The sequence below is a fragment of the Streptomyces sp. NPDC051776 genome (genome assembly GCF_040681345.1).
Taxonomy (GTDB): domain Bacteria; phylum Actinomycetota; class Actinomycetes; order Streptomycetales; family Streptomycetaceae; genus Streptomyces.
The window spans coordinates 1-22,828 of record NZ_JBFAYQ010000026.1 but is presented as its reverse complement, the minus strand read 5'-3'; the positions used below and the strand labels follow the sequence as shown (position 1 = coordinate 22,828).

Annotated in this window: 17 protein-coding genes; 7 read left to right on the top strand and 10 right to left on the bottom strand. The window is 71.6% G+C overall.

Annotated features, from left to right (window positions below):
• Positions 1-279 precede the first annotated feature (279 nt).
• From AB0M26_RS20255 to rpsA, 5 genes are all read right to left on the bottom strand, one after another.
• Positions 280-636, bottom strand: a complete 357-nt coding sequence (locus tag AB0M26_RS20255) for an ArsC/Spx/MgsR family protein (RefSeq protein WP_365262968.1) — start codon at positions 634-636, stop codon at positions 280-282.
• A 90-nt stretch (positions 637-726) separates the two neighbouring features.
• Complete coding sequence (locus AB0M26_RS20250; protein WP_365262965.1) at positions 727-1,095, bottom strand: tetratricopeptide repeat protein; 369 nt, start codon at positions 1,093-1,095, stop codon at positions 727-729.
• 406 nt (positions 1,096-1,501) lie between these two features.
• Positions 1,502-2,107, bottom strand: coding sequence for a dephospho-CoA kinase (coaE, locus tag AB0M26_RS20245; RefSeq protein WP_365262962.1), 606 nt, complete (start codon positions 2,105-2,107; stop codon positions 1,502-1,504).
• Positions 2,108-2,177: 70 nt separating this feature from the next.
• Complete coding sequence (locus tag AB0M26_RS20240) at positions 2,178-3,119, bottom strand: PAC2 family protein (protein ID WP_365262959.1); 942 nt, start codon at positions 3,117-3,119, stop codon at positions 2,178-2,180.
• 212 nt (positions 3,120-3,331) lie between these two features.
• A complete protein-coding gene (gene rpsA / locus AB0M26_RS20235; protein ID WP_365262956.1) occupies positions 3,332-4,831 on the bottom strand; it encodes a 30S ribosomal protein S1 in 1,500 nt (499 codons plus the stop codon).
• Between the two features lie 339 nt (positions 4,832-5,170).
• Here rpsA and AB0M26_RS20230 point away from each other — a divergent pair, with 339 nt between their 5' ends.
• The gene (locus AB0M26_RS20230) at positions 5,171-6,049 is read left to right on the top strand and encodes a methyltransferase domain-containing protein (protein ID WP_365262954.1); all 879 of its coding nucleotides are present in this window, start codon (positions 5,171-5,173) and stop codon (positions 6,047-6,049) included.
• A gap of 80 nt (positions 6,050-6,129) precedes the next feature.
• Positions 6,130-8,838, top strand: a complete 2,709-nt coding sequence (locus AB0M26_RS20225; protein WP_365262951.1) for an ATP-dependent helicase C-terminal domain-containing protein — start codon at positions 6,130-6,132, stop codon at positions 8,836-8,838.
• Positions 8,839-9,104: 266 nt separating this feature from the next.
• Here the strand turns inward: AB0M26_RS20225 and AB0M26_RS20220 are convergent, their stop codons facing one another.
• From AB0M26_RS20220 to AB0M26_RS20205, 4 genes are all read right to left on the bottom strand, one after another.
• On the bottom strand, positions 9,105-10,136 hold the full coding sequence (locus AB0M26_RS20220; RefSeq protein WP_365263142.1) for a DUF3068 domain-containing protein: 1,032 nt from the start codon (positions 10,134-10,136) through the stop codon (positions 9,105-9,107).
• Positions 10,137-10,296: 160 nt separating this feature from the next.
• On the bottom strand, positions 10,297-10,431 hold the full coding sequence (locus AB0M26_RS20215) for an SPW_0924 family protein (protein WP_365262948.1): 135 nt from the start codon (positions 10,429-10,431) through the stop codon (positions 10,297-10,299).
• 254 nt (positions 10,432-10,685) lie between these two features.
• Positions 10,686-12,392 (bottom strand): lytic transglycosylase domain-containing protein, encoded by a 1,707-nt coding sequence (locus AB0M26_RS20210; protein ID WP_365263139.1) that lies wholly within the window; start codon positions 12,390-12,392, stop codon positions 10,686-10,688.
• Positions 12,393-12,710: 318 nt separating this feature from the next.
• A complete protein-coding gene (locus AB0M26_RS20205) occupies positions 12,711-12,833 on the bottom strand; it encodes a hypothetical protein (protein ID WP_365262945.1) in 123 nt (40 codons plus the stop codon).
• Here AB0M26_RS20205 and AB0M26_RS20200 point away from each other — a divergent pair.
• Positions 12,813-13,646 (top strand): DUF4184 family protein, encoded by an 834-nt coding sequence (locus AB0M26_RS20200; protein WP_365262942.1) that lies wholly within the window; start codon positions 12,813-12,815, stop codon positions 13,644-13,646. The genes AB0M26_RS20205 and AB0M26_RS20200 overlap by 21 nt on opposite strands.
• 771 nt (positions 13,647-14,417) lie before the next feature.
• On the opposite strand, the gene polA is transcribed toward AB0M26_RS20200, so the two are convergent.
• Entirely contained in the window at positions 14,418-17,081 is a 2,664-nt protein-coding gene (gene polA, locus AB0M26_RS20195; RefSeq protein ID WP_365263136.1) for a DNA polymerase I, read from the bottom strand.
• A 353-nt stretch (positions 17,082-17,434) separates the two neighbouring features.
• On the opposite strand from polA, the gene AB0M26_RS20190 reads away from it, so the two are divergent.
• The 4 genes from AB0M26_RS20190 (at position 17,435) to AB0M26_RS20175 (ending at position 22,704) form a co-directional block, all read left to right on the top strand.
• Positions 17,435-19,780 (top strand): FdhF/YdeP family oxidoreductase, encoded by a 2,346-nt coding sequence (locus tag AB0M26_RS20190; RefSeq protein ID WP_365262939.1) that lies wholly within the window; start codon positions 17,435-17,437, stop codon positions 19,778-19,780.
• Positions 19,781-19,847: 67 nt separating this feature from the next.
• A complete protein-coding gene (locus AB0M26_RS20185) occupies positions 19,848-20,321 on the top strand; it encodes a hotdog fold thioesterase (protein ID WP_365262935.1) in 474 nt (157 codons plus the stop codon).
• 374 nt (positions 20,322-20,695) lie between these two features.
• On the top strand, positions 20,696-21,061 hold the full coding sequence (locus tag AB0M26_RS20180) for a hypothetical protein (protein ID WP_365262932.1): 366 nt from the start codon (positions 20,696-20,698) through the stop codon (positions 21,059-21,061).
• 410 nt (positions 21,062-21,471) lie between these two features.
• Positions 21,472-22,704, top strand: coding sequence for a branched-chain amino acid ABC transporter substrate-binding protein (locus AB0M26_RS20175; RefSeq protein ID WP_365262930.1), 1,233 nt, complete (start codon positions 21,472-21,474; stop codon positions 22,702-22,704).
• Positions 22,705-22,828 lie beyond the last annotated feature (124 nt).

The following is a 22,828-nucleotide window of genomic DNA, read 5'->3' as shown; positions in this document are numbered from 1 at the left end:
GCCAGGGCGGGGCGGGAGCGGACCTCCGCCGTCGTGGGGGGCCGGGCTCCGCGAGCCGCATGCCGGCAGGCGAGTTCGGCGCCGACCGAACCGGCCATGAGCGGGATCTGCAGGTCCGGGACCAATCCGTGCGCAGATCGGTGATCAGTTGCTCCGCGTCCTCGAACCGGCCTCTGGCGACGGCGATCGCGAGGTGCGTGATCGCCTCTTACGAGGCCAGGGCAGCCGGTGTCCGCGCCCCGGGGGGCGCCGAGGCGCACGCCTCCCTCACTCGCCCCGTTACGGGAGGACCGAGCGGACCGAGTCCTCCGTGCGGGCCACCACCGCCGTGGTGTCGTCGACCGTGATGATGGGGCGCTGGATCAGAACCGGGTGGGAGGCGAGGGCCTCGATCCAGCGAGGGCGGGTCGAGGCGTCGCGCTCCCAGGTGTCGAGGCCCAACTCGGCCGCGGCCGGCTCGCCGAGGCGGGTGATGTGCCACGGCTCCATCTCCAGGCGCCGCAGCACCTCCTCGATCTCCTCCGGGCTCGGCGGCTCTTCCAGGTAGTGCCGGACCGTGTACGAGGCGCCTTCCGCGTCCAGTAGCGTCAACGCGGACTTGCACTTGGAGCATGCCGGGTTGATCCAGATTTCCATCGTGAGCCTCTCCGTTGGGGCAGGTTTCCTGCCTGACCGCGGACACTTCGATTGCCCCACGGATTCTCGCTCAAGACGGCCGCGGCCCGCTCAGGCCCGCTCGTCGAAGCGGGCTGCCTCGACGTAGTCCGGGCGCGGGTCCAGGGCCGCGGCCAAGCGGAAGTGGCGGATGGCCTCGTCCGGGCGGTTGGCGCGCTGCAGTGTGCGGCCCAGCGCGAAATGGGCGAACGCATTGTCCGGTTCGAGGTCCACGATGTGCTGGAACTCCCGCTCCGCGGAACGGAGTCGGGCCGCCAGGAAGTACGCGCGAGCCCTCAGCAGACGCGCCGCGCCGCTCTCCGGATGGGCTTCGATCACCTTGTCGAGGAGCTGGATCGCGCCCCGCGGATCGCGGGCGGCCAGCAGGTGCTCCGCGGCTCGGAAGTCGATGACGTGTGTCGCGGGGGTGCTCTCGGGCACGGCCGGCTCCTTCCTCGGCGGCTCGGCGGCATCGTCCTGAGCGCAACGGTTCGTGCCGCCGCAGTCCGGGCAACACCGCCGTACGGGCCGGCATTCCCCGGGCGTACGCGGGGGTGGGCCCGGCGGGGAGAGTCCATGGGCGTTCCCCGGGCGGGGTCTACGGCGGGTCCACGGGCTGGCGGCACAGCCCCGGCCGTGGGACCGGCCGGCCCCGCAGCCGGGCACACCGAGCCGGTCAGCCCCTCGACCGGTCTAGCGGACGCACGGAGCCGCCCCGTCAAGACGGCGCTCGGAGCGCCGGCGGGTCAAGACGGCGCACGGAGCCGCCCGGTCAAGACGGCGCCAAGACGGCGCCCGGAGCCGGTCTGCTGGCCGGCGCGCACCGCACCGGAGCCGTCGCGCCCCGTCATCCCGCCGCCGCGCGCTCCCGCAGCTCCTGCCACACCTTCCCGACCTGTGGTTCGAGCGCCTCGAGCGGTCCGTCGTTGTCGATCACCAGGTCGGCGACGGCCAGCCGCTGCTCGCGCGTGGCCTGCGCGGCCATACGGGAGCGGGCTTCGCCCTCGTCCATGCCGCGCAGCCGCACCAGCCGGTCGAGCCGGGTCGCGGTGGAGGCGTCCACGACCACCACCACGTCGTACAGCTCGGCCAGCCCGTTCTCGGCGAGGAGCGGTACGTCGTGGACGACGACGGCGCCCTCCCCGCGCGCCGACGCCTCCTGCTCGGCCGAGCGGGCACCGACCAGCGGGTGCACGATCGCGTTCAATGCGCGCAGCCGCTCGGGGTCGTTGAAGACGATGCCTCCGAGTTTGGGGCGGTCCAGGGTGCCGTCCGCGGTCAGGATCGCCGGGCCGAACTCGGCCACGACAGCCGCCAGTCCGGGGCTTCCCGGCTCCACGACCTCCCTGGCGATCTTGTCCGCGTCCACGATCACCGCGCCGTACGACGCCAGCAGCCGTGACACTTCGCTCTTTCCCGCGCCGATGCCACCGGTCAGGCCCACCTTCAGCATGCGGCCAGCGTAGTTCAGCCGCCCCGCACGGACACCGTCGCCCGGGGGGCCGGAGGCGCGGCGGTCCCGTTCAGTCGCCGTTTCCCTCGCGCTCGGCGAGGAACCGCTCGAACTCCCGGCCGAGCTCCTCCGCGGACGGCAACTGGGCCGGTTCGGCGACGAGGTTGCCGCGGGTCTGGGCGCCGGCCACCGCGTCGTACTGGTTCTCCAGTCCTCGGACGAGCGACACCAGCTCCTCGTCGCCCTGCCCGACCTGCCGGTCGATCTCGGTCTGTGTGCGGTGCGCGTCCGTGCGCAGGGTCTGCACCACGCCCGGCAGCACCAGGCCGGTCGCCGCCGTGACCGCCTCGAGCGCGGCGAGCGCCGCGTCGGGATACGGGGAGCGGGCGATGTAGTGCGGCACGTGCGCCGCGACGCCCAGCACATCGTGTCCGGCCTCGGCAAGGCGGAACTCCACAAGGCCCTCGGCACTGCCGGGCACCTGCGCCTCGTCGAAGAAGGCCCGGTGGCCGGGCATCAGGTCGAGCCGGTTGCCGTGCGGGGTCAGGCCGACCGGTCGGGTGTGCGGGACACCCATGGGGATGCCGTGGAAGTTCACGGAGAGCCGGACGCCGAGGCGCTCGACGATCTGCCGCACCGCGGCGGCGAAGCGCTCCCACTCCACATCCGGCTCGGGTCCGGAGAGCAGCAGGAAGGGGGCGCCGGTCGCGTCCTGGACGAGATGCAGATCGAGTGCCGGCCGGTCGTACGCGGTCCAGCGGTCGCTGCGGAAGGTCAGCAGGGGGCGCCGCGCGCGGTAGTCGATGAGCCGGTCCACGTCGAAGCGGACGACGGTCTGGTGCGGGAGCTGGTCGAGCAGCCGCTCCACGATCTGCGAGCCGGTGTCCCCGGCGTCGATGTAGCCGTCGAAGTGGAAGAGCATGACGAATCCCGCCGTGTCCTGGGCGATCGCCATGTCCGCCACGGCGAGCCCCTTGGGCTCCCATGCGTACAGATCCTGCGGATCAAGCACCGTAACCGCGCCTCCTCGTGTTCCCCCCTGATCAACGTCGGAGGCCGCGGGGACATTCCCCGTTCGCGTACATGATCTCCGGAACGGGTGATGTGACGCGCCGTCAGCAGCGGGCGGGCGCAGGCGCGTCCGAAGCTCCTCGGACATGGCGCGAGGCCCGCCCCCCGAAGGGGACGGGCCTCGAGTTCAGCTCGTGCTCAGCGGCGAGCGTGTCAGCTCTGGCCGCCGGCCAGCTTCTCGCGCAGAGCGGCCAGGGCCTCGTCCGACGCGAGCGCGCCGGAGTTGTCCTGGGTCTCGGAGGAGTACGAGCCGCCACCACCGGCGCCGCCCTGCTGCGGGGCGGCCTGACCGGCCTCGGCCGCGGCCTGCTCGTCGGCCTCGCGGGACTTGACGACCTGCGCCTGGTGCTGCTCGAAGCGGGCCTGCGCCTCGGCGTACTGGCGCTCCCACTCCTCGCGCTGCTTCTCGTAGCCGGGCAGCCAGTCGTTGGCCTCCGGGTCGAAGCCCTCGGGGTAGATGTAGTTGCCCTGGTCGTCGTAGGACGCGGCCATGCCGTACAGGGTCGGGTCGAACTCGACCGCCGTCGGGTCGGCACCGAAGGACTCGTTGGCCTGCTTCAGCGAGAGGCTGATGCGACGGCGCTCGAGGTCGATGTCGATGACCTTGACGAAGATCTCGTCGTTGACCTGGACGACCTGCTCCGGGATCTCCACGTGGCGCTCGGCCAGCTCGGAGATGTGGACCAGGCCCTCAATGCCCTCGTCGACGCGGACGAACGCACCGAACGGTACGAGCTTGGTGACCTTGCCGGGGACGACCTGGCCGATCTGGTGGGTCCGCGCGAACTGCTGCCACGGGTCTTCCTGGGTCGCCTTGAGCGACAGGGAGACGCGCTCGCGGTCCATGTCGACGTCCAGGACCTCGACCGTGACCTCCTGGCCGACCTCGACGACCTCGGACGGGTGGTCGATGTGCTTCCAGGACAGCTCGGAGACGTGCACGAGACCGTCGACACCGCCGAGGTCCACGAACGCACCGAAGTTGACGATCGAGGAGACGACCCCGGAGCGGACCTGACCCTTCTGCAGGGTGGTGAGGAAGGTCTGGCGGACCTCGGACTGGGTCTGCTCCAGCCAGGCACGGCGGGACAGGACCACGTTGTTGCGGTTCTTGTCCAGCTCGATGATCTTCGCCTCGAGCTCCTTGCCCACGTAGGGCTGGAGGTCGCGGACGCGGCGCATCTCCACCAGCGAGGCGGGGAGGAAGCCGCGGAGGCCGATGTCGAGGATGAGACCACCCTTGACGACCTCGATGACGGTACCGGTGACGATGCCGTCCTCTTCCTTGATCTTCTCGATCGTGCCCCAGGCCCGCTCGTACTGAGCGCGCTTCTTGGACAGGATGAGGCGGCCTTCCTTGTCCTCCTTCTGGAGAACCAGGGCCTCGATCTCGTCGCCGACGGCGACGACCTCGTTTGGGTCGACGTCGTGCTTGATCGAGAGCTCGCGCGAGGGAATGACGCCCTCGGTCTTGTACCCGATGTCGAGCAGGACCTCGTCCCGGTCGACCTTCACGATGACGCCGTCGACGATGTCGCCGTCGTTGAAGTACTTGATCGTCTCGTCGATCGCGGCGAGGAACGCGTCCTCGTTACCGATGTCGTTGACCGCTACCTGCGGAGTGGTGGCGGTGGTCTCGGTGCTGCTCGTCATGTGGGAAAGGGCTCCGGTACGGACATTGAGGTCGTAGGTACTGCTCACGCCGGGAGCCCGTTATCGCACTGCCGAAGCCGGACAGCGAGGAGACGCCGTCCTTCACAGGGCCGATGCGCCTCGACAACCGAGGGGACATACAACAGATGCGAGCGCAGCCTGCTCCGTCTGAGGTGCGCAGGCCCGCAGCGCAACTTGTAGCATACGGGGGCGGCCGGGCATGGTCAATGCGCGAAGAGCGCACCTAGGGCACAAGCCGGCACAAAGCCCCATACCCGACACAACGCGCACTGCAGTCTGCAGCTACAGGTTTCTGCGAAGGTTACGACGACGAACGCGATGAGCCAAGAGGAAGAAGCCGAGGCCACTCGGCGTGGTGTGGGGGACACGGAGAGCAGCCGGGCGAGCCGGGGCTGGTGGGACCGCAACGCGGACGAGTACCACCGAGAGCACGGCGGCTTCCTGGGCGACGACCGGTTCGTCTGGGGCCCGGAGGGGCTCGACGAGGAGGAGGCCGGACTGCTCGGCCCGGCGGCGGAACTGAAGGGGCGGGACGTCCTGGAGGTCGGGGCGGGCGCGGCACAGTGCTCCCGCTGGCTGGCCGCCCGGGGTGCGCGGCCGGTGGCGCTGGACCTCTCGTACCGCCAGCTCCAGCACGCGCGGCGCATCGGCGGCGACCCCAACCGCGGCTCGGCCGGTGCGGATGCTGCGGGCGCGGAAGCCGCGGGCGGCCCGTCGCCGGTGCCGCTGGCGTTCCCGCTCGTCCAGGCCGACGCGGGCGCACTTCCCTTCGCCGACGGCTCTTTCGACCTGGCGTGCTCCGCGTACGGGGCGATCCCGTTCGTAGCCGACCCGTTGCAGGTCATGTGCGAGGTGCGCAGGGTCCTTCGCCGCGGCGGGCGCTGGGTGTTCTCGGTGACCCACCCCATCCGCTGGGCGTTCCCCGACGAGCCGGGACCGGAGGGCCTGTCGGTGGCTGCTTCCTACTTCGACAGGACGCCCTACGTGGAGCAGGACGAGTCCGGACGGGCCGTGTACGTCGAGCACCACCGCACGGTGGGCGACCGCGTACGGGACGTGGTGGCCGCGGGCTTCCGCCTCCTCGACCTGGTGGAGCCCGAGTGGCCGGACTGGAACGACCAGGAGTGGGGCGGCTGGTCGCCGCTGCGGGGCCACCTGATCCCGGGCACCGCCGTCTTCGTCTGCGAGACCGCGTAGTCGCCGGTCCTGCCGATCCGCTTGGCACGCCCCGCCGGTGGCCGGGGCGGGGCTGTCGGTCGCGCTGCGAGACTGGGCGCGTGACACGGAGGGACGCGTGGGAGCAGTTGCCCGTCCGGGCCGCGCTGCCGGCACTGGACGAAGCCCTGGAGACGGGCGGCACCGCGGTGCTGTGCGCACCACCGGGGACGGGCAAGACGACGCTGGTACCGCTGGCCCTGGCCGGGCTCCTGGACGGCGAGGGCGCCGGCGAGCGCCTCGTACGGCGTGTCGTCGTCGCCGAGCCGCGGCGCATCGCGGCTCGGGCGGCCGCACGCCGCATGGCGTGGCTGCTCGGCGAGAGCGTCGGCGGCCGGGTCGGGTTCAGTGTGCGGGGCGAGCGGCGCGCTGGGCCCGGGACGGTCGTCGAGGTGGTGACGACCGGCGTGCTGCTGCAGCGGCTGCAGCGCGACCAGGAATTGGCAGGAGTCGACGTCGTCGTCCTCGACGAGTGCCACGAGCGGCACCTGGACGCCGACACCGCGGCCGCCTTTCTGCTGGACGTACGGCAGACGCTCCGTCCGGAGCTGCGGCTCGTCGCGGCATCGGCGACGACGGATGCCGCCGGCTGGGCCCGGCTGCTCGGCGGCGGCAGCGACGACGGCCGGGATGACGGCAGGGACGACGGCAGGGACGACGGCCGGGCACCGGTGATCGAGGCGCCGGGCGCTGCCCATCCGGTGGAGGTGTTGTGGGCGCCGCCCGCCCGCCCCGTACAGCCGCCGCACGGGATGCGAGTGGACCCGGCCCTGCTGGAGCACGTCGCCGCTGTCGTGCGACGGGCGCTGCGCGAACGGGACGGAGACGTCCTGTGCTTCCTGCCGGGTGTCGGCGAGATCGGGCGCGTGGCGGGACACCTGGCCGGGTGCGGCACCGAGGTACTGCAGGTGCACGGCCGGGCTCCGTCGGAGGTCCAGGACGCGGTGCTGGCCTGTGGTACGGACGGCCGGCGGGTGGTGCTGGCGACCGCGGTCGCCGAGTCGAGCCTGACGGTGCCGGGGGTGCGGATCGTGGTGGACGCGGGGCTGGCGCGCGAGCCGCGCACCGACCACGCGCGGGGCCTCGGCGCGCTCACGACCGTACGGGTCTCGCACGCCGCCGCCCGGCAGCGCGCGGGCCGCGCGGGGCGCGAGGCCCCCGGAACGGTCTACCGCTGCTGGGCCGCGGAGGAGGACGCGCGCCTGCCGCGGTGGCCTTCGCCTGAGATCACGGTCGCGGACCTGACCGCCTTCGCGTTGCAGGCGGCGAGTTGGGGCGATCCGGACGCCTCGGGCCTTGCGCTGCTCGACCCACCGCCGGGCGGGGCGATGGCCGCCGCGCGCGAGGTGCTGCGCGCGATCGGCGCCGTGGACGCGAACGGGCGGGTGACGGCGCGCGGTACGCGGCTGGCCCGGCTGGGCGTGCACCCCCGGCTCGCCCGGGCGCTGGTGGACGGCGCTGATGCGGTGGGTGGACGCCGCGCGGCGGCAGTGGTGGCCCTGCTGTCGGAGGAGCCGCCGCGCGCCTATGGGGACGACCTGGTGGCGGCATGGCGTACGGCACGGCGGGGCGGCGACGCGTACGCGGCTCGCTGGCGCGCGGAGTCCCGACGCCTCGAGGCCGCTCTCCGCGCCGCGGACGCCGGCCCCGGCGGGACGGGCGGCGCACGGGGAGCGAGCGGCGCACGGGCGGCGAGCGGCGCACCGGGGGCGGGCGGCGCACGAGCGGCGGGTGGGCCGTCCGAGGCGGGAACGGGAGCGGCAACGGCCGCGCGGGGATGGACCGATGACGCCGCAGCCGGGCTGGTCGTGGCGCTGGCGTTCCCCGAGCGCGTGGCGCGCAGCAGGGGCCGAGGGGCTTACCTCATGGCATCCGGAACGGGTGCCGGACTTGCGGACGGTTCGCGGCTCGGCGCGGCGGAATGGCTGGCCGTCGCCGTGGCCGACCGGCCCGTGACCTCGGCTTCCGCCCGCGTACGTCTGGCGGCCGTGACTGACGAGGAGACCGCGCGGCGCGCGGCCGCCCCGCTGCTCACCGCGGGCGAGGAGGTGCTCTGGTCCGAGGAGCGCCGGGATGTGCTGGCCCGGCGGGTGGAGCGGCTGGGCGCGATCGAACTGCTCGTACGACCGCATGCCGCACCCGACCCGGCGCGGGTGCGGGCCGCCCTGATGGACGGGTTGCGGCGCGAGGGCCCCGGATTGCTGCGCTGGTCGCGGGAGGCGACCGAGCTGCGCAGCCGACTGGCCTTTCTGCACCGGGAGTTGGGCGAACCGTGGCCGGATGTGTCGGATGCCGCGCTGCTGGAGGAGCCGGACGCGTGGCTGGGTCCGGAGCTGGACCGCGCGGGGCGGCGGACGGATCTGGAGCGTATCGACGCGTGCCGGGCGCTGGCCCGGCTTCTGCCGTGGGCCACGGGCGACGCGGCGCGCTTGGAGGAGCTGGCGCCCGAGCGGATGGAAGTGCCGAGCGGATCCCGGATCCGGATCGACTACGCGGCCGGGCAACCGGTGCTCGCGGTGAAGCTGCAGGAGTTGTTCGGGCTGCAGGAGACGCCACGGATCGTGGGCGGCCGGGTGCCGCTGCTGGTCCATCTGCTGTCCCCCGCCGGGCGTCCCGCCGCGGTCACCGCCGATCTGGCGTCGTTCTGGCGCGATGGGTACCGGTCCGTGCGGGCCGAGCTGCGCGGTCGCTACCCGAAGCATCCGTGGCCGGAGGACCCGGCGTCCGCGGAGCCGACGCGGCACACGAAGGGGCGGCTGGACCGCGCGTAGGAGTTCCGGCGCAGGAGCCTTCAAATGGGGGCCGACCGCGCAGGGGCGTTCACACGGGGGCACGGTCGCAGACAAGGCGTTCATACGGGCCTCCCCCTCGCGGACAGAGACGTTCACACGGGCTCCCCGTCGCGGACAGAGACGTTCACATGGGCTCCCCGTCCCGGACAGAGACGTTCACACGGGCTCCCCGTCGCGGACAGGGCGTTGATACAGGGTCCCCCTCGCGTGGTGGGACGTACGGGGTTCCCGTCGCACAGCGGCGTTCATGCGGGGTCCGGTCGCACGGGGTCCGTGTGCGCCGCCGCCGGTTCGCGTGTCCTGGCCCCGGGCCGGTCGTCGCGACTCTGCTGCGCCGGGCGCCGCCCGCGTGCCTCCAGAACGAGCGCGAGGGCGAGCAGCCCGGCGCCCAGGGCCGGGAAGCCCAAGGGGAGGTAACGGGTCATCAGCAGGAGCAACTGCCGCTGCGAGGAAACCAGTTCCACGGTGGAGGCGATGTAGTCCTCGCGCATCTTCACATGGCCGGCGAACGCGGTGACCTTCTCGCGTCCGCCGAGCAGCGTGCCGCCGCGGAGCTCCTCCTTGTGAATCTCCTGGCCGTTGACCGGACCGCCGGTGGTCGGATCGACCCAGAACATGCGCTTGGTGGTGTACCAGCGCGTCGTACCGGTCTTGGCGACCGACTCCGGCGTGATCCCCTTCACCGGCAGCTTCTTCGGCATGGGGACCTTGGTCCACGGGATGGTCTGCTCGAAGTAGTAGACCTCCAGGCCGCGGAAGGTGCGTGTGCCCTTGTAGTGGATGGGCGCGGAGACGCGGGCCTGCGCGTCGAAATAAGTGTAGTCGCGCTTCTCGGTCAGGAAGGGCCACTTGAACTCGATGCCCTCGCGCCGGACCGGGTCGCCGTCGACGTGCTCGCCGTCGGCGTGCACCGGCTCCTGGGTGTGGGCGTCGAAGATGTAGCGCTCGGGGATCTCGGAGACCATCTTTCCGTCGGGGCCCACGACGTACGACAGGCCGTCCCAGACCACGACGTCGCGCCCGGCGGTCCGTTCGATCTTCTCCGACGCCTCGACGTTGCCCTTGAGGGTCTGGACGATCGTGACCTTGGAGACGGTCCTGGGCTTCATGGTGCCGTAGTCGAGGAGCGTGGCGTCCTTCGCTTCGAGGACCATGTCCTGGTACTGGTTCGCCGGGATCTTGACCAGTCGCGGGAAGGCGTACCAGCGCAGGAGCGGTGACAGCGCGGTGAAGAACACGGCGAGGGCGAGCAGCACCAGGCTCGCCGTGCGGCGCATGCCGACCCGGCTGCGGCGTCCTCCGGGGCGACCGTCCCGGGTTGCCGCCGGGGATCCGGGGCCGGTCTCGCGGGCGGGCACTGCTCGGCTCATGGCGTGCGTCCCTCCCTCTGCGGGTGGTCGGGGACGGAGGTACAGGTCTCGTGGGTGGTCCTGGGGTCTACGGGTGATCGGGGACGGTGGTGAGCAGCGGCTTCGGTGAGGTCCCACCGCTGGGGGCACCGATCGCGGTCACGGTGAGGACGAGCGCGAGGGCCACGGCCAGTCCGATGGCGGCGGCTGCCAGTGCGCGCATGATCGGCCTCCCGTGATGTGAGGGCGCGGGCGGGCGTTGTCGTTGACTGACGGCTCGTCAGAAAGCTTGGGGCTGGGGCACCGTAGCAACGGGCGGCGCAGATGAGAACACGTCGCACCGGTCCCCGGCCCTGGCGGGCACGAGGAGCGGTGCGAGGTGTACGGATGGTGCCGGTGGAAGGGCTCCGGCTGCCGGTCGCGCGGGGGCGCAGGCCCCTCAGCGGCTACTGGCCCCCGGTCGCGGGCCCGCAGCGGCTACTGGCCCCCGCCCGCGGGCTCGGTGACCTCCAGCTCCAGTGTCAGCGTGGTGCCCCCCTCGGTGGTGAGCCGGAGGAGGAAGGTCCCCGTCCGTTCGTCGGTGAAGATCTTCGGCAGCTTCAGGAGGCCGTTCGCATCGGTCTTGAGGGCTTCCAGCGTACGGACGGGCTTGTCGTCCTCGTCCTTGAAGTAGGGGCCCTTGTCGTTGACGACCGGGTCGTCCGGATCGGAGGTGATCATGGTGGCGGTCACCGGCACACCGGCCGCGACCGCGCCCTGGCAGGTGGCCTTGACCTCCACCGGCTCGGCGAACTCGCCGCCGGTCTCCGCCTTCAGCGGCTCCTCGCTCGTACGGGCGAGAGCGTCCGCCTCCGGCGCCGGCGCGACCGTGACGGCGGCCGTGAAGTCGACGGCGGGCAGGGTGCGCCCGACGACCGTGGCCCGTACGGTGAAGTCGCCCGCCTTGCCGCCCGCGAGCAGCTTCGGCGCGGAGGCCGTGCCGTCGCTGCCGGTACGGACGGTGACACGCACGGTCTTGCCGGGGAAGCGCGCCTCGGTCGCGCCCCGGATCTCGTACCGCACGGGGACGTCCGCCACCGCCTTGCCCGACGCGTCGCGCGTTCGTACGCGGGGCGGATCGGCGAACTCCCCTCCTGCGGTGGCTGTCAGCTCACGGGAGCCGACATGGGCGAAGGCGGTGACGGTCGCGGCGGGGGCGGGCTTCTCCGGGTCGGGCGTACCGGCCTCGCCGTCCTCCTCCTTCGGCGGCTGCGGCTCGTCCTCGTCCTTCACCGGGGAGTTCTTCGGCCCGTTGCGGGAACCCTGGGAATCTGCCGAGTCCTTCGCGCCCCCGGGGCCCGCACCGGAGCCCTGGGCGCCGTCGTCCTCACCGTCGGGTCCGGTCCCGGCGGGCAGGACGCCCGTCCCGTCGGGCACATGGTGGGTGCCCTTCTTGTAGAACTCGAACCAGGACAGGACGGTCCGCAGATACTCCTGGGACCGGTTGTAGCCGAGGATCGCCCGCTCCAGGTCGGCCCGGTCGGAGAGGTCGCGGCTGCCCGCGCACAGGTAGCGGCCCGCCGCGAGCGCCGCGTCGTAGATGTTCCCGGGGTCCTTCTCGCCGTCGCGGTTGCCGTCCGCGCCCCAGTTCGCCCAGGTGGACGGGATGAACTGCATCGGGCCGACGGCGCGGTCGTGCCGGGTGTCGCCGTCGTACGCGCCGCCGTCGGTGTCGCGGATGTCGGCGAACCCCTCGCCGTTGAGCTGTGGTCCGACGATCGGCGAGAGGGTGGTGCCTTCGGCGTCGACCCGCCCGCCTCGGGCCTGCCCGGACTCGACCTTGCCGATGGCGGCGAGCAGTTCCCAGCGGAGGTTGCAGCCGGGGTTGCTGCCGGCGAGCGCGGCCGCAGCCTTCTTGTACGCGTCGAGGACCGTCTCCGGGATGCCCGCCTCGGCCTTGCCCTTGCCCGGCAGTCCGGCGGAAGCACGGGGCTTGTCGGGGGTGTTGAGGGGCGGCAGATCGGTGTAGTACGGCGAGCCGCCGTCGATGGGGGTCTCGGTCGCGGGCGAGGGGCCGCTCGCGGACTGCCGTTCGGAGTCCAGCAGGCCGGGCGCCTGGGAGGCGGTGAGCGCCGCCATCGCGAGCGCTGCGACGGCCGTGGTGGCTGCTCCCCTGCGTATGCGCCGTCCGAACTGGGCTGCCATCCGTACGTCCTCCCCTGTGCGTGCGGCGGGGGTGTTGCCCCCGGCCCGGTCTGCGGCGTCGCGCACGTGGATCCCCCCTGCGCGAACTCTGGTGACCCTACGGCAACTTCGGACCAGGAGTCATCGGCTCCTGCCCAGATTTCACCTCGTTCGCGCGTGCGGTTCGGCGGATTCCGGAACACGCCGCTCCAGCGACGAAGGATCCCGAAGGGGCGCCTTGGACGATGGGTGTGAGAACGGAAGAGGGCGGGAGGGGACGGAGGTGACCGAACGGCCGGACCACGACCGCGGGGGTTTCGGGCAACCGGGGCCCCGGGCTTAAGCGTCGTTCTCGTTGATCGCGTCGATCACGGCGATCACGTCGATGTCGATGACGTCGACACGTCGATCGCGGCGTTGGCCGCGGGACCGAGGGGGAGCATGCCGTTCACGCTCAGCCATGCGGCGGCGGTACTTCCGGCCATCCGCCGGGACGGTACGGGCGCGAGGGGGCCGCTGATTGCCTCGGCGCTGGTCGCGGGCTCGTTCGCGCCGGACATGACCTACTTCGCTGACACCGTCCTCCCCGGCGCCATGCTGTTCGGGGACTTCACCCACTCCCCGGCGGGAGTGCTGACCGTGGACGCACTGGTGACGGCCGTACTCATCGCGGGGTGGCTGCTGCTGCGCGAGCCGTTGCTGGCGCTGCTGCCGCCGTCTTGGCAGGGGCGGGCGTGGGCGCTGGTGCGTGGCCGGTCCTCGCGGGGCGAGGGGGTCGCGCCCCTGCTGCTGCGGTTCTGGGTGTCGGCGGTGCTGGGCGCGGCGACGCACATCGTGTGGGACGCGTTCACGCACCTGGACCGCTGGGGGATGCGGCTCCTTCCGGCGCTGGGCGAGGTCGTGGCGGGCCTCCCCCTCTATACGTACGCGCAGTACGGCGGTTCGGCGCTCGCGCTGCTGGTGATCGGCGCATTTCTGGTCACGGCGGTGCGCGGACTGCCGCGGGAGACGCCCGCGCCCGCTGCCGTCCCGGGGCTGACCGGCCGCGAACGGCTGCTCGCCGCCGCCCTGTTGGCGCTTGCGCTCCTCGCGGGTGTCGTGCACCGCTGTCTGCGCTCGTACGAGACGATCATGACGCTCACCGCCGATCCGTCACCGCTGGACTTCGTCCCCACTGCGATGTTCGGGGCGGGCGCGGGACTTGTGCTGGGCCTGCCTGTGTACGCGGCGGCGGTACGGATCCGCGGCCGTGCGGAGCAGCCCGGAACGGGATGAAGACCGCAGCAGCGGTGCGCCGGGTCTTGACCTGCGGGGCGCCTTGCCCGCGAGCGCGTACGTCCTGCGGCGCGCGGCGTTCGCCCCCAGGCCCTGGCCGGGCCCAAGCGCCGGCACAAGCCCAGGCCCAGGCACAAGCCCAGGCCCAGGCCCGGGCCCGGACGCGGGGGCCCGGCACAAGCCAGCCCAGGCACAAGCGCAGGCCCAGGCGCAGCTCAGCCTCAGGCGGATCCCCAAACGCAAAGGCAGGCGAGCGCCACCCACTTCGACGCGAACGAGCGGAAGCCCGGGCGCACGCCCAGTCGGCCGACGCACAGGCACAAGCCCAGGCCCAGGCACAAGCCCAAGCCCAGGCCCGGACGCGGGCCCGGCACAAGCCAGCCCAGGCACAAGCGCAGGCCCAGGCCCGGGCCCGGACGCGGGGGCCCGGCACAAGCCAGCCCAGGCACAAGCGCAGGCCCAGGCGCAGCTCAGCCTCAGGCGGATCCCCAAACGCAAAGGCAGGCGAGCGCCACCCACTTCGACGCGGACAGGCGGAAGGCCGGGCGCACGCCCAGTCGGCCGACGCACAGGCACAAGTCCAGGCACACGCCTGGACCGGCGCTGCACGCGCACGCCCAGTCGGCCGACGCACAGTCGCCGCCATCCGCTGGGCGCGGCTGACCGGCGGTGTGCGGTGGCGCGGCAGAGCGGCTGCGCCGCAGCGCGCACCGGCAGCCGTCCTCGTCTGTGCCGGGTGCCCGGTCGGTGTACGTCGCCGGGCGCCCCCCGTCAGTGCGCGGCGGACTCCCAGTCCCGGCCGAATCCCACCGACACATCGAGCGGGGCGCGCAGTTCGACTGCGCCGATCATCTCGCGCCGCACCAGCTTCTCGACCGCGTCCCGCTCGCCCGGTGCCACCTCCAGCACGATTTCGTCGTGCACCTGGAGGAGCATCCGCGAGGAGAGTCCTTCCCGGGTCAGTGCCTCGTCCACCCGCAGCATTGCGATCTTCACGATGTCCGCGGCGGTGCCCTGGATCGGGGCGTTGAGCGCCATCCGCTCGGCCATCTCGCGACGCTGGCGGTTGTCGCTGGTGAGGTCGGGGAGATATCGGCGGCGGCCGAGCATGGTCTCGGTGTAGCCCGTGGCGCGCGCCTCGTCGACGGCCCGGCGCAGATAGTCGCGGACGCCGCCGAAGCGTTCGAAGTAGGTGTCCATCAGACCGCGCGCCTCGTCGGGCGAGATGCTGAGCTGCTGGGACAGGCCGAACGCCGAGAGCCCGTACGCCAGCCCGTACGACATCGCCTTGATCTTCCGGCGCATCTCGGGGTCGACGGCGCTTCTGGCCACGGAGAAGACCTGGGAGGCGACGGTGTCGTGCAGGTCCTCACCGGAGGTGAACGCCTCGATCAGGCCGTCGTCCTCGGAGAGATGAGCCATCACCCGCAGCTCGATCTGGCTGTAGTCGGCGGTGAGCAGCGACTCGAAGCCCTCGCCGACCACGAAGCCGCGCCGGATGGCTCGACCCTCGTCCGTGCGGACCGGGATGTTCTGCAGATTCGGATCGGTGGAGGAGAGCCGGCCGGTCGCCGCCACGGTCTGATTGAACGTGGTGTGGATACGGCCGCTGGGCGACACCGTCTTGATCAGTCCCTCGACGGTGGAGCGAAGCCGCGCCTGCTCGCGGTGGCGCAGCATGATCACCGGGAGTTCGTGGTCGGTCTGGGTGGCCAGCCAGGCGAGCGCGTCGGCGTCCGTGGTGTAACCGGTCTTGGTCTTCTTGGTCTTGGGCAGGCCCAGTTCACCGAAGAAAACTTCCTGCAGCTGCTTGGGCGAGCCGAGGTTGAACTCGTGACCGACGGCGGCGTGTGCCTCCTTCACCGCCTGCTGCACCGCGTCCGCGAACTGCTGCTCCATGCGCTCCAGCCAGCCGCGGTCGGCCGCGATCCCCGCCCGCTCCATGCGGGCGAGCAGCGCAGAGGTCGGCAGCTCGATATCACGCAGCAGGCCGGCGGCGCCGACGTCCCGCAGCCGGGATTCGAACGCCTCGCCCAGGTCCAGTACGGCCCGGGCCTGGGCCATCAGCGCGTCCTTCTCGGCCTGCTCGTCGGTTCCGAAGGCGAGCTGGCCGCCGTCGTCCGCGGCCGGGGCCAGTTCACGGCCCAGATACTCCACGGACAGGGCGTCCAGGGCGAAGGACCGGCGGCCGGGCTTGACGAGGTAGGCGGCCAGGGCGGTGTCCATGGTGACGCCGCCGACCGTCCAGCCGTGCTCGGCGAAGACCCGCATCACGCCCTTGGCGTTGTGCAGGGTCTTCGGCTTGTCCGGGGCGGAGATCCAGGCGGCGAAGGCCCGCTCGTCCGCCTCGTCGAGCTCGGACGGGTCGAACCAGGCGGCCGTGCCCGAGCCCAGCGCGAGCGCGACCTCGCTGACGCTCCCGCTGCCCAGGGCCCAGGCGTCGACCGTGGCGAGGCCGACCGGCCCGTCACCGTGGCGCTCCAGCCACGGGGCGAGTTCGCCGGAGGCGAGCACCTCGCCGTCCAGCTCCACGCCGGGGGCGGGAGGTGCCTCCTCGGCGATCCCCGCTGCCGGGTCGGCGGCCATGAGCCGGTCCCGGAAGTTCTGGTGGCGGAACTCCAGCATGTCCAGGATCAGGGACAGCGCCTCCCGGTTGTACCCGCTGCGCTCCAGCGCCTCGGGTCCCTCGGGCAGCTCCACGTCCCGCACGAGCTGGGTGAGCTGGCGGTTGAGCTTGACGGCCTCCAGGTGGTCACGGAGGTTCTGGCCGACCTTGCCCTTGACCTCCTCGACCCGCTCGACCAGTTGCCTGAACGAGCCGAACTGCTTGATCCACTTGGCGGCTGTCTTCTCGCCCACGCCCGGGATCCCGGGGAGGTTGTCGGACGGGTCGCCGCGCAGCGCGGCGAAGTCCGGGTACTGCTCAGGAGTGAGCCCGTACTTCTCCTCGACCTTCGCGGGGGTGAAGCGGGTCAGCTCGCTGACACCCTTCGTCGGGTAGAGCACCGTGACGTGATCGCTGACGAGCTGGAAGGTGTCCCGGTCCCCGGTGACGATCAGCACGTCCCAGCCGAGGGCCTCGGCCTGGGTGGCCAGGGTGGCGATGACGTCGTCCGCCTCGAAGCCCTCCACCGCGAAGCGGGGTACGCACATCGCGTCGAGCAGCTCGCCGATCAGCTCGACCTGGCCCTTGAACTCGTCCGGCGCCTTTGACCGATTGGCCTTGTACTCGGCGAACTCCTCCGAGCGCCAGGTCTTGCGGGAGACGTCGAAGGCGACCGCAAGATGGGTGGGCGACTCGTCGCGCAGCGTGTTCGCCAGCATCGACGCAAAGCCGTAGATCGCGTTGGTCGTCTGGCCCGTGGTGGTGCTGAAGTTCTCCGCGGGCAGGGCGAAGAACGCCCGGTACGCCAGGGAATGGCCGTCCAGGAGCATCAGGCGCGGACGGGTCGCCGCCCCGGCGGAGGGGGCGGTCTGTGCGGTCTTCTTCGTTGCTGTCTCTGCCACGTCCCCGATCCTGCCACGGAACACTGACAGCGCTGTGGGCCGTGCGCCCACTCCCGCCCCCTCCCACGGTCCCATCCGCGTCCTCTCCCGCACGCCCGTCCGCGTCCCCTCCCACGCGCGGGCCCACACTCGTACGCTCGCCCCCGGCAACGGCATGTGACCTCCGCGAGCCCTCTGTACGCGTGCCCCGCTTCCGGCACGGTGGGCGCCCGGCGCGGAGCCCCTGCGGCGTGCAAGGATTGCCGGGAGGGAGCGCGGTACGGCGCAGAGGAGGCAGCGACATGGCAGGCAAGCCCCCCGCGGGAGACCCCGTCCAGGACGCACCGGATGTCGCGCCCCGACGGCACTCCGCCGCCGGCCTCCCCGCCGTCGGCCACAGCCTGCGCATGGCCCACCGGCAGATGGGAGTGATGCGCACCGCGCTCACGCTCCTGCGGGTCAACCAGAAGGAAGGCTTCGACTGCCCCGGCTGCGCCTGGCCCGAGCCCGGCAGGCGCCACACGGCCGAGTTCTGCGAGAACGGCGCGAAGGCCGTCGCCGAGGAGGCGACACTGCGCCGCGTCACCCCGGACTTCTTCGCCGCGCACTCCGTCACCGAGCTCGCGACCCGCAGCGGCTACTGGCTGGGCCAGCAGGGCCGGATCACCCAGCCCATGTACCTGCCCGAGGGAGCCGACACGTACGAGCCGGTGTCCTGGGGGCGCGCCTTCGACATCGTCGCGGAGGAGCTGCACGCCCTGGGCTCCCCCGATGAGGCGGTCTTCTACACCTCGGGCCGTACGAGCAACGAGGCCGCGTTCCTCTACCAGCTCTTCGCCCGCGAGTTCGGCACCAACAACCTCCCCGACTGCTCCAACATGTGCCACGAGTCGTCGGGTTCGGCGCTGACCGAGACTCTCGGCGTCGGCAAGGGCAGTGTGCTGCTCGAGGACCTCTACCGCGCCGACCTGATCATCGTGGCCGGCCAGAATCCGGGCACCAATCACCCGCGGATGCTCTCCGCCCTGGAGAAGGCCAAGGCCCGTGGTGCCCGGATCATCACCGTCAACCCGCTGCCCGAGGCGGGCATGGAGCGGTTCAGGAACCCGCAGACCGCGCGCGGCCTTCTCGGTCGCGGCACCGTCCTCACCGACCTCTTCCTGCAGATCCGCATCGGCGGCGACCAGGCCCTCTTCCGTACGCTGAACCGGCTCCTCCTGGAAGCGCACGCCGAAACCTCCGGCACGGCCTCCTCGGCCCCCGGCGCGATCGACGAGGACTTCATCGCCGAGCACACCCACGGCTTCGAGGAGTTCGCCGCCGCGGCACGGGCCCAGGACTGGGACGAGACGCTGCGTGCCACCGGGCTGGACCGGGACGTCATCGACCGGGCCCTGCGGATGATCCTGGAGTCGAGGAGCATCGTCGTGTGCTGGGCGATGGGCCTGACCCAGCACAAGCACGCCGTGTCCACCATCAAGGAGGTTGTCAACTTCCTTCTGCTGCGGGGGAACATCGGCCGTCCGGGCGCGGGCGTCTGCCCTGTGCGCGGCCACAGCAATGTGCAGGGCGACCGCACCATGGGCATCTTCGAACGGCCCGCGCCCGCCTTCCTCGATGCCCTGGAGAAGGAGTTCGGTTTCGCGCCCCCGCGCCGGCACGGTCTCGACGTCGTACGGTCGATCCGCGCGATGCGCGACGGCCGGGTCAAGGTCTTCTTCGCCATGGGCGGCAACTTCGTCTCCGCCACCCCCGACACCGAGGTGACCGAGGCCGCCATGCGCCGTGCGCGGCTGACGGTGCACGTGTCCACCAAGCTCAACCGCTCGCACGTGGTCACCGGGGCGCGCGCCCTGATCCTTCCGACGCTCGGCCGGACCGAGCGCGATCTGCAGGAGGGCGGCGAGCAGTTCGTGACCGTCGAGGACTCGATGGGCATGGTGCACGCCTCGCGCGGGCGGCTGGAGCCGGCGGGCGGGCAGCTGTTGTCCGAGCCGGCGATCGTCTGCCGGCTGGCCCGGCGCGTACTGGGCGAGGACAGCCGTACGCCGTGGGAGGAGTTCGGACGCGACTACGCGACGATCCGGGACCGCATTTCCCGCGTCGTGCCCGGATTCGAGGACTTCGAGGCGAAGGTGAGCCGCCCCGGCGGTTTCACGCTGCCACACCCCCCGCGCGACAGCCGCCGCTTCCCCACCGCCACGGGCAAGGCCAACTTCAGCACGGCGCCCGTGGAGTACCCGAAGGTGCCCGAGGGCCGGCTGCTGCTGCAGACGGTGCGCTCGCACGACCAGTACAACACCACGATCTACGGCCTGGACGACCGCTACCGCGGCATCAGGAACGGTCGCAGAGTCGTCCTGGTCAGTCCCGAGGACGCCGCGGAGCTGGGCCTGGCCGACGGCAGTCACGCGGACCTGGTCAGCGAGTGGGAGGACGGTAGCGAGCGGCGGGCGCCCGGCTTCCGGGTCGTCCACTACCCGACGCCGCGGGGCTGCGCGGCCTCGTACTTTCCTGAGACCAACGTTTTGGTGCCGCTGGACTCCACCGCGGACGTCAGCAACACGCCCGTCTCCAAGGCCGTCGTCGTCCGGCTGGAGGCGAGCGTGATGGCGGGGCCCGGGGCCGGAGTCACTGCGGGCACCTGATAGGACGGTGCACACTGCAACGAACATCAGCGTTGTGGCAGAGAACCGCCGATCGGAGCCGGGCCCCATGGGTGAGCAGAGCAGCACGAAGTTCCCGCAGGAGATCCTCGACCAGTGGGCCGGACGCGGCCTCGATCTCCCCGCGCTGTTCTCGGCGGGGAACCTCGGCGAACGTATGGGCCTGCGGGTCCTGCAGGCCGCCCCGGATCGCGTGGTGGGCACGCTTCCGGTGGAGGGCAACACCCAGCCGTACGGGCTGCTGCACGGCGGTGCCTCGGCCGTGCTCGCCGAGACGCTCGGCTCGATCGGCGCGATGCTGCACGGCGGCCCCAGCATGATCGCGGTCGGGGTGGACCTCAACTGCACGCACCACCGCGGCATCCGCTCGGGCCTGGTGACCGGCGTCGCCACGCCCGTGCACCGCGGACGGACCACCACCACCTACGAGATCGTGATCACCGACGAACGGGACCGGCGGCTGTGCACGGCGCGTCTGACGTGTCTGCTCCGCGAGGTTCCCGAGGACGGCGCGGCGGGCTAGTGCCGCCCCCGCCGAGGTCTGGCCCGCTCGCCGCCCTGGCACGGCTGTCCGCCGCGTTGCCGGATCAGCCGAGTGCGCCCACTCCGAGACCGGGCCGGCGCCTTGCATCCGACCGCACCGGGACGCCCCGCTACCGGGCAGACCTTGGCGGGGGCGGCACTCGTGCGCGACGGGTGGGGCGGACGCCGTACGCAGAAGAGCCACAAACGGAAGGGCCGTTCGTGGAACGGCCGTACGCTCACGAGCCCGGCGGACACGGGCCGTACACGGACCGGACGTACCCCATGGGGCCGTCCGGCCTCCGGCCGCACCCGGGAGGGCCACGGCGCAGGCACCGTCTGCGCCGCGCTCTGGTGTGCGCGGTCGCGGCGTTCGTGACCGCCGCGCCCCTCGCGGGATGCACCGGCTCCGCCCCGGAGCCCCGTGCGGCCAACTCTCCGGCTCCACACGGCACTTCACCCGAGGAGCTGTGCATCACCATCGTCGGGTACTGGGCCGACGTCATGCTGCGGGACGGACGGGGCGCCGGGCTGGACTGGGAGCAGAAGGGCCTCTCGACCGTGCAGCGGGACATCCTCGACGAGGTGGTGGCGGCGGCGAAGGCCGAGCGTTCGCGGAGTGGCGAGGCCGCCGCGAAGAAGGCGATGGACCGTCAGGTGCGGCAGCAATGCCTGGTGCACGGGGCCGAAACGGGCTCCCCGGCGGACAACGGCGGAACCCACGGCCGTAACACTCCGTGATAACGGGGCCATACGATACGGCGCCGGCGATGTTCACCCAACCTGCACAAGCGGAGCGCGCGAACAACCATTCGCCGCATTCCGACCCTTGTGACCCGCGACACCCTGGACTGCTTAGCAGAACTGCAGCTTCTCCCCATACGGACCGGACACCTTGTCCAGATTTGCCCACTATGAATGGCTATTAGGGCTACACCGATAGCCGGACACGGTGTTCGGCATAACAAGACAGTCACATCATGGCCAGGCCCTCTGCCCCTGGCAGCCCCCCGCGCTTAGAGTCACCGCCAGTCACGGCGCAGCCGGATGCACACAGCACTTTCACAGTTCGGCCCATAGAGACAACCGGACTCGTCCGGCACGCGATCGGCACCTCGAGCGAGGCGCCGGGCCAGGGAGAGGACACACTCGTGAGACACCGTTCCTTGCTCATACTCACCACCGCGATCACGGCAGGGGCCCTCACCCTCAGCGCGTGCGGATCGCGCGACGACAGCAGTGACGGCGGCGGCGACAGCGGCAAGACCACCGTGGTGATCGGCGTGGACGCCCCGCTGACCGGATCGCTGTCCGCGCTCGGCCAGGGCATCAAGAACTCGGCCGACCTCGCAGCCAAGACCGCCAACAAGAACAAGGAGGTCGACGGGGTCACCTTCAAGGTCGAGGCCCTCGACGACCAGGCGGTACCCGCGTCGGGCCAGCAGAACGCCACCAAGCTCACCGGCAACGACGAGGTCCTCGGCGTCGTCGGCCCCCTGAACTCCGGCGTCGCCCAGTCCATGCAGGGCGTCTTCGCCAAGGCCGACCTCGCCCAGGTCTCCCCCGCCAACACCAACCCGGCACTCAGCCAGGGCGACAACTGGGCCAAGGGCGACCTCAAGCGCCCCTTCGAGACCTACTTCCGCACGGCCACCACGGACGTCATCCAGGGCCGCTTCGCCGCGCAGTACTACTACAAGGACGCAAAGAAGAAGAAGGTCTTCGTCATCGACGACAAGCAGACCTACGGCGCCGGCCTCGCATCGATCTTCGCCAAGGAATTCAAGCGCCTCGGCGGAAAGGTCGTCGGCACCGACCACCTGACCGTCAAGGAGACCGACTTCTCCAGCATCGCCGACAAGGTCAAGAACTCCGGCGCCGACTCCGTCTACTTCGGCGGCCAGTACCCCGAGGGCGGCCTGCTCTCCGACCAGATCAAGGGCGCCGGCGCCGAGATCCCGCTCATGGGCGGCGACGGAATCTACGACCCCGAGTTCATCAAGGCCTCCGGCACCAAGAACGACGGCGACCTCGCCACCTCCGTCGGCTACCCCGTCGAGGAGCTCGACTCCGCCAAGACCTTCATCAAGGACTACGAGGCAGCCGGCTACAAGGACCCGTACGCGGCCTACGGCGGCTACTCCTACGACGCCGCCTGGTCCGTCATCCAGGCCGTCAAGAAGGTCGTCGAGGACAACGACGGCAAGCTCCCCGAGGACGCGCGCGCCAAGGTGACCGAGGCCCTCAAGGACGTCTCCTTCGACGGCGTCACCGGCAAGGTCGCCTTCGACGAGTACGGCGACACCACCAACAAGCAGCTCACCGTCTACGAGGTCAAGGGCGGCGCCTGGGAAGCCGTCAAGAGCGAGACGTTCAAGGACTGACCTCGCCCGCCTGACCCCGTCCATCTCCATACAAACCGCGCGAGGGCGCATCCATGTGCCGCACTTCTCCGATCGCCACGCCGTGGCTCACGCCGACACCCAGCAGCGTTGTTTCCATGTCACC

Bases quoted from the DNA above. Each gene is read 5' to 3' on its own strand.
- AB0M26_RS20255 (WP_365262968.1), bottom strand. From the start codon at position 636: ATGGAAATCTGGATCAACCCGGCATGCTCCAAGTGCAAGTCCGCGTTG.
- AB0M26_RS20185 (WP_365262935.1), top strand. From the start codon at position 19,848: ATGGGTGAGCAGAGCAGCACGAAGTTCCCGCAGGAGATCCTCGACCAG.
- coaE (WP_365262962.1), bottom strand. From the start codon at position 2,107: ATGCTGAAGGTGGGCCTGACCGGTGGCATCGGCGCGGGAAAGAGCGAA.
- AB0M26_RS20200 (WP_365262942.1), top strand. From the start codon at position 12,813: ATGCCGTTCACGCTCAGCCATGCGGCGGCGGTACTTCCGGCCATCCGC.
- AB0M26_RS20215 (WP_365262948.1), bottom strand. From the start codon at position 10,431: ATGCGCGCACTGGCAGCCGCCGCCATCGGACTGGCCGTGGCCCTCGCG.
- polA (WP_365263136.1), bottom strand. From the start codon at position 17,081: ATGCTCCTGGACGGCCATTCCCTGGCGTACCGGGCGTTCTTCGCCCTG.
- AB0M26_RS20205 (WP_365262945.1), bottom strand. From the start codon at position 12,833: ATGGCTGAGCGTGAACGGCATGCTCCCCCTCGGTCCCGCGGCCAACGC.
- AB0M26_RS20210 (WP_365263139.1), bottom strand. From the start codon at position 12,392: ATGGCAGCCCAGTTCGGACGGCGCATACGCAGGGGAGCAGCCACCACG.
- rpsA (WP_365262956.1), bottom strand. From the start codon at position 4,831: ATGACGAGCAGCACCGAGACCACCGCCACCACTCCGCAGGTAGCGGTC.
- AB0M26_RS20190 (WP_365262939.1), top strand. From the start codon at position 17,435: ATGGCAGGCAAGCCCCCCGCGGGAGACCCCGTCCAGGACGCACCGGAT.
- AB0M26_RS20230 (WP_365262954.1), top strand. From the start codon at position 5,171: ATGAGCCAAGAGGAAGAAGCCGAGGCCACTCGGCGTGGTGTGGGGGAC.
- AB0M26_RS20220 (WP_365263142.1), bottom strand. From the start codon at position 10,136: ATGCGCCGCACGGCGAGCCTGGTGCTGCTCGCCCTCGCCGTGTTCTTC.